We start from the raw sequence: 18,403 nt of genomic DNA on the forward strand, positions 1-18,403 counted from the left end.
TTCGTAATTCGTAATTGTCAATTCGTAATTATTGAGTCCTATCTGATCAGCACAGTGGTCCCCTTTTGATACACCGGCTTCTTCGAGATCGGATCTACATAACTCAGCTGCCACACATACGTTCCAGATTCGGCGCCCTGCCCTTTCTGACGGCCATCCCAGCCTTCCAGAGGGTTGGTAGTACTGAACACCAGTTGCCCGAAGCGGTTGTAAACCTTCAACAGGAAGTTGGTAGCGAGGTCCGCGTTGATGGCTTTCAGTTGATCATTGCGGCCATCGCCATTTGGCGTAAATGCACCCGCCACTTTTATGAGGCAATTATCCAGCACATTTACGAAGAGGGCATCCGAACCTTTGCAGCCATGGTTGTCTGCGGTGAGGGTATAATTTTCCGATACCAGTTTGGTAGGAATGATAGAAGTGGTTGCACCCGTGCTCCACAGGTAGGTATACCCCGAACGTGATGAAACGCCTATCTGCGTGCTCATGCCGGGACAAAGGGTTTTATCCTCGCCCAACGATATTGCCGGAACTGCATAGACCTGCGTGGAAGCCGTTGCCACAACAGCATCACAGAAGCGATCGCTGACCGTTAGTTTTACCGTATAATTTTTTTCGCTGGCGTAAGAAAAGTTTACCTGGTTCGTATTGGAAAACGTTTTACCGTCACCGTTATCCCACACATAATTACTGATATGGCCCGTCACCGTGCCGGTAAGCGTAACCATATCTCCGGCGCAATATTTCGGATTGAGAACGCCGAAGGAAGCGGTGGGCAATGCGGTAACATAAAGTTGTTTTGTCGCCGTATCCTTACATCCATGATCATTCGTGGCAATGAGGCGTATCATGTAATCATTGCTCACAGCATAATTATGGGCAGGGGGCGTTTGCCCGGCAAATGTAGTATTGTCGCCAAACTGCCAGAGATACTGCAGGTTCCGGCCGGTTGAATTATTGACAAAACTTAATGGCTTGTCTTTACAGATGGTATCAACAGGATTGATGCTAAACAAAGGCTCAAACGCATTGTCGAGTGTATAACTTCTTTTTAAAGTATCCTTACACAAACCGTTTGAAACGATGAGTTCAGCAGTAGCAGTAACGGTTGATACCGGGAAAGTATGCGTAACGGTTGGCCCGTTGGCGGTAGTTCCATCACTGAATGTCCAGTTCCACGAATTGATGCCATTACCACCCGGATGCGAAAGCACAAGCGTATCTTTTTCGCAACCGAACCTTACCTGGTCGGTGAAAGCCGCGGAGGGTTTACCCAGTACATTGAATGAAATGGTATTGTTGGGGTTCTGTGTTGCAAAGCAGGTATCCGTAATCGTTAGTCCACCTGCAGTGGTATTATGTAAAACATAGGTACCAAAAGTGGTGACAGGCGCTGACAAATGCAGGATGAACCAACTGCTGTATCCGCCGGCATTTGACGTACAGGTAGCCGGATCACCGGTCACATTTGTAATACTTACCGCCGAAGGCCCGGTGATGTTCCATTGCTGGCCCCCGGTGATCACAGAAGCACAACGAATCGCTTTGCTGTAAAAAACTTTTATCTGGGCAGGCGTACATTTATCATACTGCAGGGAATCGAATACCGGTGCAGGCGACTGCGTAGTGGTAAATGCTCTCGTAGCGCCAACCGGCATAAACGCAAAACAGGTATCGGATAAGGTATTGTTATCCGAGCCATTCCGGATATTGACATTGAAATTGCCTGCCGGTAATTTTGTAGCCAAAGTCAGTGTCATTTCATCAGCATACAGTGCGCCCGAACTGCAATTGCTGCTTACAGACGTTACCGTGTAAGATCCGGGAGTGACGGTAAATTCATTAGTTGAAACAGAACCGCAACGGACAGGTTTGTCGAATTTCACTTTTACATTAAAAGGTTTGCACTCATCAAATGTTACCGCCTGTATCACAGGCGCCGTGGTTGTTTGAGGAATCACTACAGGAAATGAATGAGTAGCAAGCATCGTTACATTGCAGGTATCGGTCAGTGTATTTCCATCCGAGCCGGGAAATACATTCAGTTGATAATTTCCATAAGGCACCTGGTTTTGAAACGTCAGTTTTATTTCTTCCGTATAAGCAGTTGCTCCGGGTGTACAAACGAACTGTATATTGGTGATGGTATTTGTTCCGGGCGTCAGCGTAAACTCACTGCCGTCAGCCGAAATGCTGCTGCACAAAACCGGTTTGGTAAATTTAACCGTGAACACATTGGGCGCACAGCCAGAAAAGGTAACACCCGTCATCTTCAACGGTGGCGCTTGTGTAGCCACGAATGGTTTTGAATAACCCGCTACCATGTAGGAAAAGCAGGTATCGGAAATCGTATTGTTATCTGTAGGACTGCTGTTTACATTTACAGAGAAATTGCCCGCAGGTAATGGACTGGCGAGCGTAAGAGTTACCTGGTTGCCATAAGTATTCCCCCCGCAATTGGTGGTGGCGCTGATAACCGGGCTTCCAGACGGAATGGTAAATTCGTCGCCGGTTGGCGACAGCGATGCACAATTGATCACCTTATCAAAAGTCAGCACCAGTTTGGCAGGATGGCATTCATCGAACCCTACCGATTGGATGACCGGTGGTGCGGTAGCCTGCGGTATTACCAGCGGCGCTGAATACCCCACCGGCATAGCGATGCCACAACTATCGATGATAGTATTATTATCTGAGCCGTTTTTTAGCTGCAACTGGTAATTACCGTAAGGCAAAGGATTTTGCAGGGTCAGTCGCACAGTACGGGTGACACCGGGATTGCCGGTACAGATAGTGGTGGCCGATACGATCGCGGGATTGCCCGGCAATATGGAAAAATCGCTGCCGTTTGCGGCTATGCTGCCGCAACGTACCGCTTTCGACAATGTCACATCCAGCACTTTGGGTGCACAGCCCGAAAAAGCAATATTGGTGATGGCGGCCACTGTTTGTGTTGGAACGGAAAAAGGGATATTTGCCGGCAACATCTCGTCGAGGCAAACATCTTTGAATATATTATTATCGGTGCCGGATTTTATTTGCAGGCTGTAATTGCCGCCAGGCAAAGGATCCTGCAGGTTAATGGTGAGTTCTGTGGTAGAATTGGCTCCACCCGAACAGGTCGATGTGATCCCCGTAATCACATGTGTACCCGGTGTGATCACAAATTCACTGCCGGTTGGGGTGATGGTATTACATAAAATATCCTCCGAAAAAGTCAGCTTGATTTTATTCGCTTCGCAATTGGTAACAAGCACATTGGTGGTAGTCGGTGGTACCTGGTCGGTCAATTGTGCGGTACCAAAAAAATTGAGGTTATACCCTCTTCCTGATGCATCAAAGTTCGTCACCATCAACAGGTAATCATGGCCAGCGATCAGAGTAGGCATCCTGTTGTATTGTGTACCACTTCCGCCACCGGCGCAACGTACGTCTGAAGTTCCGGCAGCAGTACACCCGGTATTACCATCTACCCCTACATAACCACTTAAATTCAAAGACACCCGGAGATCCATTGTATACACGTCATTTGGATTATGACCGGTGATGTCCATCAATTCCCAGTCGAAATCTTCCGGCATCACCGGGCTTATCAAAAAGCCCAGTGTTCCGCCCACATAACAATGAAATTTGTACCAGTTTGAATTATCGCTGGTAACAATGTTACCACATCCTGATGTGTTGTTGGGAATATTGGGGCCATCACAATTTGGCAACGTTCCCAGGTTAAAAGTAAGGGTGCCACATACCGCCTGCGCCGTTCCGGCAGTCATGAACGGGCCGCTGCAAACCTGTGACTTTACCGAAAATGAAAAGCATAACAATAAAAAAACGAGTAATGATAAGCGCATAGTTTAATTTTGTGGCTCCTAAATTTAACAAAAAATGAACGTTCCTCCATATTTAAAAAAAGGCGATACCATTGGGATTACCTGTCCTGCCGGTTATATGGCTGCTGAAAAAGCAGAGACCTGTATCGCAACATTGCAGAGTTGGGGTTATAATGTTATGGTTGGCAAAACTTTAGGCAGCCAGAGCGAAAATTATTTCAGCGGTACGGATGAAGAGCGCCTGGATGAATTGCAGGCCATGCTGGATGACAAAAATATCCACGCGATCCTGTTTGGAAGGGGTGGTTATGGTATGGGGCGGATAGTGGACCAGCTCAATTTTACCCGCTTCAAAAAAAATCCGAAATGGGTGATCGGCTTCAGCGATATCACCGTGCTGCACACACATCTGGCGGGCAAATATAACACGGCATCGCTGCATGCGCCAATGGCGGCGGCTTTCAATGACGAAGGGTACAAAAATGAATATATCGCTTCGCTCAAAAATGCACTAGCCGGAAAAAAAGCCAATTATAAAGTTGAAGCGCATCCGTTCAACCGCGATGGAAAAGCCACCGGAAGACTGATCGGCGGAAACCTTGCACTGCTGGTCAATATGATCGGTACAGCATCTGATTTTGACACGAAAAACAAGATCCTTTTCATAGAAGATATCGGCGAATACCTCTACAGCATCGATCGTATGCTATACCAGCTTAAAAGAAGCGGTAAGCTGAAAAAGCTTGCAGGACTTGTGTTGGGCGGTTTTACCGATATGAAAGATACCGAGCGGCCATTTGGAAAAACAATCGACGAGATTTTAACTGAAGTGGTTGGAGAAGTGAATTACCCGGTTTGTTTTCATTTTCCGGTGAGCCACGATAAAGAAAATTATGCGTTGAAAGTGGGAGGGGAATATCAGCTGTCTGTAGGGAAAGAAGTGAGACTGAAAGAAATTTAATAACCCCTGTCAGCGGTCGCAGACCCCGATAGCCGATAAACAAAAAAGCCATCTCATTTAGAAATTAATTCTAACCGAGATGGCTTTCTTGTTTCTTTCCCAACCGCTGACAGGGTTTGCGACCGATGAAAGGGGTTGATTTTTCTTACTGTTTCATCACTTTTTGCGTAAGCACTTTATCCGCCTGTATCAGTTTCAGCACATACATCCCTTTAGCCAGATGATCCATCGTTATGCTTGCTTTGTTGCTGGAAGAATTGTTGCGGTAAGTATTGGTGCTGATCACCCTGCCGGAAATATCGGAAAGGATGATGCTGTAATCCGATTTATCCAGCCCGTTCAGGTAAACTCCTAATTCATTCACCACCGGGTTAGGGCTCAATACCATACCCAGTTTACCATCTTCATTCAGCCTGCCTTTGCGGATATCCGACAAAGAACTATGCCCATCGATATCTACCTGGCGCAGGCGGTAGAAATATTCAACCCCCTTGCGGATATTCCTGTCGCTGAAGCTATATTTCTTCACGCTGCTGCTGTTGCCGGCTCCGTTAACAAAACCAACTTTTACAAAGCCGGCAGCATTGCCTTCACTTTTCAGTATTTCAAAACCCTTGTTATTTTGCTCCTGCGAAGCAGACCAGTTGAGCTGCAATGCATCTTTCACGGCTGTAACATTAAAATCAAGCAAGGCGATCGGCAAAGGTGAAGTGATGGTCATGTTAACATCGGATATATCAAAGAAAATATTCCCGTTTGCTTTTACCATGAAACGAACGGTGGTAGAATTGATCGCAGGCACGGTGATATCCTCCGAACCGTCATTGGGTGTATTCGACAATACAACCGTATTGAAATTAAGTCCGCCATCGGTACTCATGAGGATGTCTACATTCTGGCAATTGATGCCCCCCGCCGCATTGGTATTGGCTACATCCCAGGTAATGGTTTGTGTGGAACCACCTTGCCATACCAGTGCAGTATTAGGACTGGTGAGTACAAATGGCCCATCGTCGGTAACGATCACATTGAACATGGCCGTGCTGCTGCAACCATCGCCACCGGTAGCAACACCACCACCACCGGGTTGGTTATCGCGAACGGTCAGCCTGAACTTAATGGTACGTGCAACAGTCGGCAAAGTTTCGCCTTTCAATCCGCCCATATCAGCAGTGGGGCTGGCAGGGTATCCGGCCAATATCACCGGCAATGCAGGAAAATATCTTCTCCCCACCGTTAATGGAACCCTCGATTTAAACAGCGGCCTCGTAGTATTGGCAGCGCCGGAATTCCAGGTGCCCGATGTGCCGAGATCCCACTCCTCCCAGTTATACGTAATGGCATCGCCATCGGCATCAAACCCGTTTCCGGTCAATACAAACGGAGTGCCCTTTGGTATCTGCTGGTTATTGGCAGGCATGATGACCGTAGGGGCAACATTTCCTGTGGATGTCACCACCGGGCAACCTGCCCCGTTTCCGCTGGTTGTATAGGCGATGATCTCATCGAAACTTTTTGTATGGAAATACGGGTCGCTGTGCGCCTGGATATTATCCGCTCCGCAAATTCCTGCATACGCCATGATGGTTGTACCGCTTCCTACCTCGTATGCGGTTGAAGCATTCCTATTTCCGCCACCACAACTGCTGGTCACGCTATTAAATGTATGGTTGCCGCCAAACTGATGGCCCATTTCGTGTGCTACATAATCGATATCGTAATTATCGCCTACCGGGTTTGTAGAGCCGGTTACACCTCTTGCCTTATTGCCACTGGAACATACCACGCCCAATCCTGCAACTCCGCCGCCACCGGTACTGAACACATGGCCAATATCATAATTGGCACTGCCTATCACCGAGGTCACATTGGTTTGGTTCTGACCCAGCATGGTAGATCCGTTTCCGTTACTGTATGGATCGGTTGCTCCATCGAGGTAGATCAATAAGTTGTTATTAGCGATCAACACCAGGCGGATGCCCAGTTCGGTTTCATAAACACCTACTACCCTGTTTACTGAAGTTACCATGGCACTTGCTGTCAATGGCATGCTAGGCGCACTCGGGGAGCTAACAGCCGTGGCATATTCGCCGGTGCATGCCAGCGCCAGGCGATAGGTTTTCAATTGAGAACCAATACAGGTGCCTGCTGCAACAAAGTTGGAAGTAGCGGCATCTTCCGTTTTACATTCAAAAGTTTCTTTCAGTGGATCACGGTAGTCTTTTGAAAAATAGCTGACATATAAACCTGTATTACTTTTTTGATAAGGGTCGATGAAAACATTTCCGTTAGGGCTTCTTACAAATGCGTGAAAACCCTGGTAAGTGTAATCGAGGCGGATAGTGGCATAAGGATCATCGATACCATACCCCACAAAAGTTTTGATACCCGGCAACTGCTCTGCCAGCCCATCTTCCATCAGTTTTGTTTCCTTGATATTGAAACGCTGAAAAGTGTTGTCGGGATAAGGTATCTCAATCACCATGCCGCTGCTTACCGAAGCAAATTCTTTCGGAGCTGCAGAGAGGTAACTTTTATATCCTTCAAAATCGAGCAGCAACGTCTTATAATTTTGCGGGATCAATACGCGTGCCGTGTTCAATTTATCGGCATCGTTTTCATTGACAAAAACCCATTGCCGGTTTTGGGCGGCCAGGTTGAGGGAAGAGCATAATAATACAAATAGAAGCAGGTAGAAATACTTGAACATACAGGTAGTTTTCCCTAAATATATAAAAGAAATCGCAAATAACTACCGGTTTAATAGACTATCTATGACCTGATAATATTTCATGGATTTATTAAGATCATGGTGGGTAGCACCTGAAATGCTGATGAACTGATCACCTGCCTTCAAAGATCTTTTCAACTTGCTGGCGCAACGATGTGGTATCACCCAATCGCTCGTACCTGCAAGGATCGTCACCGGTATGTGCACCTCCTGCAAATAATCCACCGTGGGTATCTTATAATTGATCATCCTGTTGACGGGATACATGAAGGCATAACAACCAAAGATATCGGGTATGCTGGAATAAGGCGTTTCCAGGATCAGCATTTTGTCTGTTGTTCCTGCCGCGGCATAAGCCGCTATACCGCTGCCCAATGACTTCCCATAAAGTATAATGCTATCGCTGTGATAAGCCGTCATGGCCAGCTTCTGCACCTGCAATGCCTGCTGGTACAGCTTTTCCTCGGTGAGTTTGCCGGTGCTTTTGCCATAACCCGGGTAATCGGGCATCCATACTTCGTATCCTTTTTTGGTAAACACATCTGCAAAAGGAGCGAACCGTTCTACATTTTTCATATTGCCATGAAAATAGATCACCACGCCACGGTACGGTTTTTCCTTCGGAAAAAATTTGACCATATTGATCGTATCCTCCTGGTTCATGGGGATGTTCACTTCTTCGAAAGGTTGATTGAATTTGAACTGGTACGAACGATCCAGCTTCTCGGGGTGAAATAGAAAATAATCCTGCAGGTAATATATCGCGATACCAATACTACAATAGATGAGGATGAGAATCCTTAGCCAGCGGAAGATCTTTTTCTTGTTGAAGTTCATGAGCGAAATTACGAATTACGAATTACGAATTAAAGCGAAGATGGAAGCGAAAGAAAAGGAATCGCAGATTTTAAAGGGATGAAGGGGATTGCACAGATTGTTTTCTGCAAGCAGAAAACGGAAATGCAGCTTATAATTCTTGCAACGTTATTAAAGATTCAAGATTTATAAACTGCATTTCAGTTTTTCACCTTGTGAAAAACAATCTGTGCAATCCCCTTCATCCCTTTAAAATCTGTGATCCCCCTTCTCTTTCATTTGTCATTCGTAATTCGTAATTCATCATTTGTCATTCTAACAAGATGTTCCTGATAAAATTATGATACTCATTAAACATCGGCAGGTTGTTATGTCGGCCACCGTGTATCCGTATCAACGTGATCCGTTTGGGATTGAGCGCCTGCAGTTGCTCGCTGTTGCTGATGGGTATAAGCCAGTCCTTGGTGCCATGGATGATATAGGTATGGCAGGTCACTTTTTTGATCCAGGTATCGGTACGTAATTGAAAACGGAGCAGGAAACGCAGCGGCAGTATCGGCAGGAAACGTTCTACTACTTTTTTAAAACTGAAATAAGGTGCATCCAGGATGAGGTAACGCGGATGATTATCACTCGCCACTTTGGTGGCAAACCCACTACCCAGGCTGCGGCCGTAAACAATGAGGTGTTGCTCGCCATATTGCTCCGCGAGCCTTGTGTATACAAATTGCATATCGTTGAGCATATCCACTTCGGTACGCTTGCCCGTGCTCTTGCCGAAGCCGCGGTAATCCACCAGCACCACATCATATTTATACCGAAAAAAATCTTTGGCATATTTCGCCCAACCCTTGATGCTTCTGCTGTTGCCATGAAAATAAAGGATCAGCCCCAGTGGCTTTTCCACCGTAAAATGGAGCCCGTTGATGCGCACACCGGGTTCAATATCGAAAAAAAGTTCTTTGAAAGGCGTATCGTACTTGTATTGAAAATCCTGGCGCAACTTCTCAGGCTTGAAGATGAAACGTTCCTGCACGAGGTATACGATGATCATGAGTAAGGCATAACCGACGATGATATAAAGCAGGGTTGGGTTCAAGAAGAATTTTTGCTTTAAGATAATACGAATTTCATGAATTACACGAATTATGCGAATTACACGAATTAGCGAAGAAGTGATGCTTTTTTGGTAGCGTTTCAAGAGCCGTTGTTGGTGTTATCACCAACAACCTTCAACATTCTGTGCTTCGGGGTTGTTGGTGAAAACACCAACAACGGCTTCAAAGCCTCACCCCAACCCCTCTCCAGGGAGAGGTACGTGGAGTTGGGCGTTTATAATTAAAGTTAGTTTTTTCTGATAGTGCCGTTCGGAAATTTCCGGCCAGTAAAGTAGCTGTAAAATCCTGAACTTCCCACTTCCAGTTCCCTCTCCTTTGGAGAGGGGTTGGGGTGAGGCTATGTTGGGGTAAGACCCGCTTTTTTCCACGCCTGGATACCTCCTGATAAATTAATAAGATTCTCAAACCCGTTTCTCTCCGCAAGGCGCTGAATGACAATTCCGCTGCGGATGCCTTTTTCGCAATAAAAAACCACCGGCTTGTCTTTGGGTATTTTGTTGATATGATCTGTTATATCATTCATCGGTATTGATATTCCGCCGATGTTGAAGAATTCCCTTTCCCAGGGTTCGCGTACATCGACCAGGAAAATATCCTCTCCGGAATCAATTTTTTGGCGGAGATCTTTGGCGTCGATTGATTGCATATACGTTCTTATTATCAAACCTCCGGGGTTTTTATAAACCCCGGAGGTTTTTCGTAAACCCCGGAGGTTTTTTGTAAACCTCCGGGGTTTTCGCTCAATACTTATAATCTGCTTCGTTCACATCATCTTCCTCATTCTGGTAAATACGCGTCAGCTTCAGTTTGCTCACAGGCGCCACTACCAGCGGGAATTTCTCGATCGCTACATTGCTTTGATCAAGGCCGAAACCTTTCTCTTCACTGATGCTTAATTCTTTCAACCAGAAATATATCTTCATGATCAGGTGCTCGAAGAAAGGCAGTTCGTTGTCCTGGCTGAGGAATTTTTCCATCACGATGAACTGGAAATCGCCCCGCATATTATTGCGCTGCTGGCTTTCGTAGCGGCTCAGGATATTTACTTCCCGATTGGCCACCAGGTCTTCCACCACTTTTTTAAACATGAGGTTGAGCCTCGGCGCTATACGGAAACCAAGCCTGAATTCTACGCGGATGATATCATTCGGAATGATGTGTTCTACCGAATACTCACTCGTATAAGGATCATCGAGCGTATCCACATGCACGAACCAATAAATATCGGCACGCTTTGGCTTGCCGCTCAGGATGCTGTAAATGATCTTATGCTCGATCTCTTTCGGGTTGTTGGCACTGGTGAGATACACCAGGTGGGTGGCATATTTAGGCACCGAAGTATCGTTGCTGAGTTCTTCCAGTTTGGGAATATATTCTTCAATGCGCACAAACTCCACATACCTGTTTTTGATCTTGCGTGCCCTGTACCATACATACATCACGGCAAATAGTCCGCCCCCCACAATCAGTGTCACATACCCACCGTGAGGAAATTTATCAAGATTGGCAATGAGGAAACTGATTTCAAGACTGATATAAACGGCCAGGAAGCACCATATCAGCGCAGGTTTTACTCTTTTAGAAACCAGGTAATTGGAAAATAAAATGGAAGTTGCCAGCATACACAAGGTGATCGCAAGGCCGTATGCAGCTTCCATGGCACCCGATGATTTGAAATAAAGTACGATACCGCAGCAGCCTACAAACAATAATGTATTTATCCCGGGTATGAATAACTGCCCCTTGGCTTCCGACGGATAATTGATCTTCATCCTCGGCCAGAGATTAAGACGGATAGCCTCGGCAATAAGCGTAAAAGATCCACTGATAAGCGCCTGGCTGGCAATGATGGCCGCGATGGTCGCGATCACTATCCCCCATATGAGAAACCATTCGGGCATAAGCGTGTAAAACGGGTTCTCCATGGTAATTGCCGTAGGATTGGCCTGCATAAAACTGGCAGATTTGAGCAACTCCGTATTGGCATACACCGTTCCTTTATGGTTGAGAAGCATAGCCCCCTGCCCCAGGTAATTCAATATCAGCGAAGCCTTAACGAAAATCCATGAAATACGGATATTTCCACGACCGCAATGTCCCAGGTCGCTATATAAAGCCTCTGCCCCGGTTGTACAAAGAAAGACAGCGCCTAAAATCCAGAAGCCGGAAGGATAGGCTACCAGTAACTTTAATGCATAGTATGGGTTGAATGCTTTTAAAATAGTCCAATCGGCAGACATATGCGTGATGCCCAGGATGGCCAGCATCAGGAACCAGATGCTCATCACCGGACCAAACATTTTTCCGATTGAATTTGTGCCAAACTGCTGCATGAAAAACAGTACACCCAGGATACACAGAACGATAATAATGATAGTGCTCTGTTGAATATCGGCAATCACCGGTATGTTTTTCAACCCCTCGATGGCAGAAGTGATGGATATGGGAGGTGTGATCATTCCATCGGCCAGCAGTGCGGCCCCGCCTATCATTGCCGGAATGACCAGCCATTTCTTTTGTCGCCTTACAAGTGTGTATAATGAAAATATGCCGCCTTCCCCTTTATTATCCGCCTGTAGCGTGAGAATCACGTACTTTACCGTGGTCTGTAGTGTGAGCGTCCATATGATACAGGATAACCCCCCAACGATCAATAATTCATCAATTGCTTTACCATTAATGATAGCGCTAAAAACGTACAATGGTGAAGTTCCAATATCACCGTAAATAATACCCAACGCTATAAGTAGTCCGGCGCCGGTGACTTTGTTAATGTGTTTACCCACGAAAAATAATTTTCAGTACAGCCTTTGCCATGTGTAAAGGCTACACAAATGTAAAATGAATTATAATATGAAGGGGAAGTATTTTGAAAGCCGATGCCATACGGCCTCACCCCAACCCCTCTCCAAAAGAGAGGGAACTGGAAGTTGGAAGTTTATTATGGCACAATTACTTTACCGGCACAAAATTGTAAACCCCAATATTAAAAAAAAATAACTTTAATTTTAACCGCCCAACTACGCGTTCCCTCTCCTATGGAGAGGGGTTAGGGGTGAGGCCTTTTTCCTTCGCGTTCCCTCTCCCTGGAGAGGGGTTGGGGTGAGGCCTTTTTATAAAAACTACTCTTATGCCAAAATATTGTTATCTGTTGTTGTCTTTTTTTTGCAGTCTGGGCGCTTCAGCGCAGCAAACATTGGGCAAGCTGACGGTGGAGCAGATCATGAAAGACCCCAAATGGATGGGCACTTCCCCTTCCTCGCCTTTCTGGGGTGCTGATGGAACTACCCTTTATTTTTCCTGGAACCCCGAAAAAGCGACCAGCGACTCCATATATTATATCACCACCGGCAATGCTTTACCGGTAAAAGCCACTATAGCGCAGAAGCAGCAACTGCTCGATGCCGGTGACCTCATCTACAATCAAAACCGCACGGCCTGCCTCTATACCCGCGATGCGGATATCTTCTATTATAACATTAAGACGAAAAAAACTGTCCGCATTACACAGACCACAGATTTTGAATTCAACCCGGTATTTAGTTTTGGCGACAATAAAGTGGTTTACACCCGCAGTCAAAACCTCTATGCCTGGGATATCGCCTCTGGCGAAACCCTGCAACTGACCAATATAAAAAACGAAAGCGGCGGAAACCGTAGCGGCAACAAGGCTTCGGGCAACCAGCAGGAAGAGTGGCTGAAAACCGACCAGCTGAAATATTTTGAAGTCCTCCGCTGGAGAAAACAAAAACGTGACGAAGCAGATGCTTATGGCAAAAATGTGAAACCCGCCGAAATGCGTACGATTGCCCTCGACGACAAAAACCTGCAGGGACTTTCTATCAGCCCCGATGGAAGGTTTGTGAGTTACCGCCTGTCGAAGGCCGGCAGCAGCCAGCGTACCATCATCCCGAATTATGTGACCGAATCAGGTTTTACCACCGATATCAATGGCCGCACCAAAGTAGGATCAGCGGCGGCTTCCAGCGATTTCTTTATCTACGATCGCCAGCGGGATACGGTGTATGCAATAAAAACAGATCTCATTCCCGGTATAAAAGATATCCCTGCTTATGTAAACGATTACCCGAAGCAACTGGAAGCACGCAAAAAAGATTCCGCCAAAAGAAATGTCATGATCCTCGGGCCCAAATGGTCGCCCAATGGAAAATATGCCTTGCTGGATATTTCGGCAGCCGACAATAAAGATCGCTGGCTGATGCTTTGGGATACCGCTTCGCGTAAACTCACACTGGTAGACCGTCAGCATGATGACGCCTGGATCGGCGGCCCCGGCATCGATTCCCGCACTACGGGCTGGCTCGACGATACGCATGTCTGGTTTCAATCCGAAGCCAGTGGTTATTCGCATTTGTATATACATGACGTTGCTGCAGCAAAAACAACTGCACTCACTTCGGGCAAATACGAAATACAGTCCGCGAAGTTATCCATCAACAAAAAATATTTTTACGTAACCACCAACGAAGTGCATCCCGGCGAACAGCAGCTTTACAAGCTATCTGTGGCCGATGGAAAAAAAGAACGTATCACTTCTATGACGGGCGCTAACCAGGTAGACATATCACCGGATGAAAAACAGGTGGCGATCCTTTATTCGTATTCCAACAAACCCTGGGAATTATTTCTCCAGGAAAACAGGCCGGGCGCTAAGCCAAGGCAAATCACCAACAAAGCACAAAGCGAATTATTCAAAACATACCCGTGGCGTGAGCCGGAGATCGTGACTTTTACTGCTGCGGATGGCGCAACTGTATATGCAAGATTGTATAAACCTGCCAACCCGCATCCCAACAAGCCTGCAGTATTATTTGTGCATGGTGCCGGTTACCTGCAGAATGCCCACAAATGGTGGAGCAGTTATTTCCGGGAATATATGTTCAACAATATGCTGGCCGACAATGGTTATTATGTAATGGACATCGATTACCGTGCAAGTGCTGGCTATGGCCGCGATTGGCGCACAGGCATCTATCGCCATATGGGTGGAAAAGATCTTACCGACAACGTAGATGCAGTAAACTATCTCGTAAAAAATCACGGTGTAAATCCTGCACACGTTGGTTTGTATGGCGGATCGTACGGCGGTTTTATCACGCTGATGGGATTATTTACAAAACCCGATGTATTTGCTTCCGGCGCTGCCCTTCGCCCCGTGACCGATTGGGCCAATTACAACCAGGGATATACCGCCAACATCCTCAACGAACCGGCTACCGATAGTATCGCTTACGCGAAAAGTTCACCGCTGTATTTTGCCGAAGGCTTAAAAGGCGATCTGCTTATCTGCCATGGAATAGTGGATGTGAATGTTCACTTCCAGGATGCGGTAAAGCTGAGCCAGCGGCTGATAGAACTCGGCAAAGACAATTGGGAACTGGCGGGATACCCCATGGAAGATCATGGATTTGTAGAGCCCAGCAGCTGGACGGATGAGTATAAGAGGATATTTAAACTATTCGAAAGGACTTTAAAGAATTAAAAATTACGAATTACGAATTACGAATTACGAATTACGAATTACGAATTACGAATTACGAATTACGAATTACGAATTACGAATTACGAATTTGAGCGAAGATTTAAGCGAAAGGGGGATCACGGATTTTAAATTGATGAAGGGGATTGCACAGATTGTTTTTACTTCGTAAAAACCAAAATGCAGTTTATAAAAAGCTTAATTACTTTATAAACTGCATTTCCGTTTTGCGCCAGCAAAATAATCTGTGCAATGCCCTTCATCTTTCTGAAATCCGTGATCCCTACTCGCTTAAATCTTCGCTCAAATTCGTAATTCCTAATTCGTAATTCGTAATTTATAAATGCGCTCCGCAAAACTTACAAAATTTCGCATCCGTCTCATGCCCCTGCTTCAAACATACCGGGCAGGTTTGTGTAGTTAATTTCTCTTTCCGCATCTCATTGGCAATGCTTGCCGAAAGTATCCCGGTTGGTACCGCGATGATACAGTACCCCAGCAGCATGATAAATGAAGCCAGCACTTTTCCTAAGGGAGTAATGGGGGAAATATCGCCATAACCCACGGTAGTAAGCGTTACGATGGCCCAGTACACACTTTGCGGAATGCTGTTGAAAGATTTGTTGACATTGTGCTCTATCACAAACATGAACGAGCCTGCGATGACGGTGATCAATATCACTGAAAAAAAGAATACCAATATTTTTCTTCGGGCTGCCCATAAGGCATTGACAAGGAAAAGGCTTTCGTTAAGAAAATGCACCATCTTGAAGATGCGAAAAACCCGTAGCAATCTCAATGCCCTTATCACCAGCAAAAAATGCAGCGAAGGGAATATGATGGCCAGGTAAGTAGGTACAATGGCCAGCAGATCGATGACGCCGTAAAAACTTTTGATATAACCCATTGGCCTGGGTACAGCTATCAGCCGCAGGATGTATTCGATGGTGAAGATAACTGTGAACATCAACTCGATCACTACAAAGAGGTGCCAGTATTTTGCATACAGGCTCTCCACACTCTCCAGGCATATGACCACGATGCTGGCGGTAATGAGCAACAGCAGGCATATATCAAATATTTTTCCGGCAACAGTATCCGACTCGAAGATGACTTCGTAGAGTTTGGTGCGCCAGGTTTTTGGGGGTTGCTGCATGGGGAAGATGTTTCAAGTTTTATACCGTTTTTAACCACTAAGGCTCAAAGGAACCAAGGTTCACAAAGTTTAATTCCCGCTTTGCGGGAAGGGAAGACGGAACGCAGATAGCTATGATACTTTTGATCTTAGCAGATAAATACCATTTTTTTCTCTTCTATCCTTTGTGAGCCTTTGTCCCTTCGCGTCTTTGTGGTTAAAAAAACGCGCCGCAGGCGCCGTTTCTACAACACTGGTAACAGGTCATACTTATCCATCACCAGCGCCGCCGCCCCTATCAGTTCCGCATCATACCGCAGCGACGATATCTTCACCTTCGTATTTTCCGCAATTGCCGCCAGGCTATGGTCGGCAATGGCCTGCTGCACCGGCGTTATCCAGATGCTACCTGCCACGGAGCCCCGTCCGCTCAATACGATCAGTTCGGGGTTGAGCACATGTATGAGCACCGAAATACCCCGCCCTATATGATACCCCGCCTCCGACAACAATTCTATCGCAAATTGATCGCCCAGCAATGCCGCTTCCATGATGGCTTTGGTAGCCGCTTCCACCTCGTCGATGGATATTCCTGCCAGCTTCGATTGCCTTCCTTCATTCAATCCTTTGATGGCTTTTTCGGCCACTACCAGCAGGGAAGTTTCCGTTTGCAGGCAACCCGTTTTGCCGCAGCTGCATTTTTTCCCGTTGTCAAATAGCGGGATATGGCTGAACTCTCCCGCAAATCCATTAGCACCTTTAAACAATTCGCCCTGTACGATCACCCCCAGCCCGATACCCCAGCCGATGTTGAGCACCATCACATTTTTTTTGCCGCGGGCAATGCCGAGCTTCAGTTCCGCCAGGGCTATCAACCCCGAATCATTATCGATCACCACGGGTATGCTCGTCTTCGATTGTATATAACTCACCACGCTGCTGCCCTTCTCCGGTTTGAGGAAGAGCAGGTTGATGCCTTTATTTACATCCACCAGCCCGGGCATACCGATGCCGATGCCGGCTATCTTGTTTTCGGGTACCCCACACTGTGAGATGAAGTCTTCAATATGATTGGTCAGTTCCTTCAGCGAATTCGGGTTGTCCGTAAGCGTCAGCGCAAAGCTTTTCACCTGGCTTACATAATTATTGCGCATATCGAGCAATACGATCCTCGTCACCAGCTGGTCCATCGCCACGGCTATCACGTACATCAGCTCCTGCTTGATGGAGTACATCTGCGGCCGCCTGCCGCCGGTAGATGCCGCCAGGCCGGTCTCCATCACTTTACCTTCTTCTATCAGTTCGTTGAGCAGCTTGGTAATGAGCGGTACGCTCTTGCCGTTGCTCTTGCTGAGGTCGGCACAGGAAAGGGCATCAGAGAAGTAAAGGTCTTTGATGATCCGGCGTTTGATGATGTTGTTTTTGTTGAGCATGGGGAGTGCGTGGGTGTGGGGCAAAGTTTGGGAAAGATGGGGGGATGGGGAAATTTATTTTTTTGGGCAACTTTAAAGTTACTTATAAGCTATAAAATAATAATTATACCTAAACCGCAACTTTTTTATGACACTATCCCATAAAGTGTGTAAGTAAAATATTAGGGTTTGGCTTTTTTATTAAAGCTGAACCCTTTTTTCAAATATTGTTAAGAACTGGTTTAGGATTAAGCCCCAGTTCTGTATGGGCATCGTCCATTTTTTCGTAGCCTCTCTCAGGGCCAAAAATACAGATTTTAAAACTGCCTCATCTGTCGGGAATGATAATTTGTTTTTGGTATACTTCCTTATTTTACCGTTCAGATTTTCTATAAGATTGGTGGTGTAAATGATTTTTCTGATTTCAAGCGGGAAGTCAAAAAATACGGTGAGTTCCTCCCAGTTATCCTCCCAGGATTTAATGGCATATGGATATTTATGGTTCCATTGCGAAGCAAAATGTTCCAGTGAAGCTTTAGCTGCCTGTTTGGTAGGCGCATCATAAATCTGCTTCATATCCTTTGTAAACTGTCTTTTATCTTTCCATACGACATACCTGGCTGAGTTACGGATCTGATGTACCACACATATCTGTGTCTGTGATTGAGGGAACACTTGCTTGATAGTTTGTGTAAATCCATTGAGATTGTCGGTAGCTGTAATAAGGATATCTTCCACGCCTCTTGCCTTCAAATCGGTTAATACACCCAACCAGAATGCGGCGCTTTCACTTTTGCCCAACCACATACCCAGTACTTCTTTTTTACCGTCCCTATTGAGTCCTACGGCCAGGTAAATGGTTTTGTTGATGACCTTACTATTCTCCCTCACCTTAAAAAC

11 protein-coding genes are annotated in these 18,403 nt (G+C 46.1%); 2 read left to right on the forward strand and 9 right to left on the reverse strand.

The window, feature by feature from the left end; translation table 11 throughout:
• Positions 1-38 precede the first annotated feature (38 nt).
• Complete coding sequence (locus EGI32_RS12230; RefSeq protein ID WP_255155643.1) at positions 39-3,851, reverse strand: gliding motility-associated C-terminal domain-containing protein; 3,813 nt, start codon at positions 3,849-3,851, stop codon at positions 39-41.
• Positions 3,852-3,885: 34 nt separating this feature from the next.
• Between EGI32_RS12230 and EGI32_RS12235 the strand changes: the two genes are divergently transcribed.
• Positions 3,886-4,791 (forward strand): LD-carboxypeptidase, encoded by a 906-nt coding sequence (locus EGI32_RS12235; protein ID WP_255155644.1) that lies wholly within the window; start codon positions 3,886-3,888, stop codon positions 4,789-4,791.
• 145 nt (positions 4,792-4,936) lie between these two features.
• Here EGI32_RS12235 and EGI32_RS12240 read toward each other — a convergent pair whose 3' ends face one another.
• The 5 genes from EGI32_RS12240 to EGI32_RS12260 form a co-directional block, all read right to left on the reverse strand.
• On the reverse strand, positions 4,937-7,501 hold the full coding sequence (locus EGI32_RS12240) for a zinc-dependent metalloprotease family protein (RefSeq protein ID WP_255155645.1): 2,565 nt from the start codon (positions 7,499-7,501) through the stop codon (positions 4,937-4,939).
• Between the two features lie 42 nt (positions 7,502-7,543).
• The gene (locus EGI32_RS12245) at positions 7,544-8,359 is read right to left on the reverse strand and encodes an alpha/beta hydrolase (RefSeq protein ID WP_255155646.1); all 816 of its coding nucleotides are present in this window, start codon (positions 8,357-8,359) and stop codon (positions 7,544-7,546) included.
• Between the two features lie 289 nt (positions 8,360-8,648).
• Complete coding sequence (locus tag EGI32_RS12250) at positions 8,649-9,437, reverse strand: alpha/beta hydrolase (RefSeq protein ID WP_255155647.1); 789 nt, start codon at positions 9,435-9,437, stop codon at positions 8,649-8,651.
• 356 nt (positions 9,438-9,793) lie between these two features.
• The gene (locus tag EGI32_RS12255) at positions 9,794-10,102 is read right to left on the reverse strand and encodes a rhodanese-like domain-containing protein (RefSeq protein ID WP_255155648.1); all 309 of its coding nucleotides are present in this window, start codon (positions 10,100-10,102) and stop codon (positions 9,794-9,796) included.
• 94 nt (positions 10,103-10,196) lie between these two features.
• On the reverse strand, positions 10,197-12,242 hold the full coding sequence (locus EGI32_RS12260) for a KUP/HAK/KT family potassium transporter (protein WP_255155649.1): 2,046 nt from the start codon (positions 12,240-12,242) through the stop codon (positions 10,197-10,199).
• A 344-nt stretch (positions 12,243-12,586) separates the two neighbouring features.
• Here EGI32_RS12260 and EGI32_RS12265 point away from each other — a divergent pair, with 344 nt between their 5' ends.
• Positions 12,587-14,959 carry a prolyl oligopeptidase family serine peptidase gene (locus tag EGI32_RS12265; RefSeq protein ID WP_255155650.1) on the forward strand — a complete coding sequence of 791 codons (2,373 nt, stop codon included), beginning with the start codon at positions 12,587-12,589 and terminating at the stop codon, positions 14,957-14,959.
• 334 nt (positions 14,960-15,293) lie between these two features.
• Here EGI32_RS12265 and EGI32_RS12270 read toward each other — a convergent pair whose 3' ends face one another.
• The 3 genes from EGI32_RS12270 to EGI32_RS12280 all read right to left on the reverse strand — a co-directional run.
• Entirely contained in the window at positions 15,294-16,112 is an 819-nt protein-coding gene (locus EGI32_RS12270; RefSeq protein WP_255155651.1) for an ion transporter, read from the reverse strand.
• 224 nt (positions 16,113-16,336) lie between these two features.
• Positions 16,337-17,524, reverse strand: a complete 1,188-nt coding sequence (locus EGI32_RS12275) for an ROK family protein (protein WP_255155652.1) — start codon at positions 17,522-17,524, stop codon at positions 16,337-16,339.
• Positions 17,525-17,704: 180 nt separating this feature from the next.
• On the reverse strand, positions 17,705-18,403 hold a 699-nt coding region (locus EGI32_RS12280), incomplete at its 5' end, for an IS256 family transposase (RefSeq protein ID WP_255155653.1).

It is taken from the genome of Ferruginibacter sp. HRS2-29, from assembly GCF_024343615.1.
Taxonomy (GTDB): Bacteria; Bacteroidota; Bacteroidia; order Chitinophagales; family Chitinophagaceae; genus Ferruginibacter.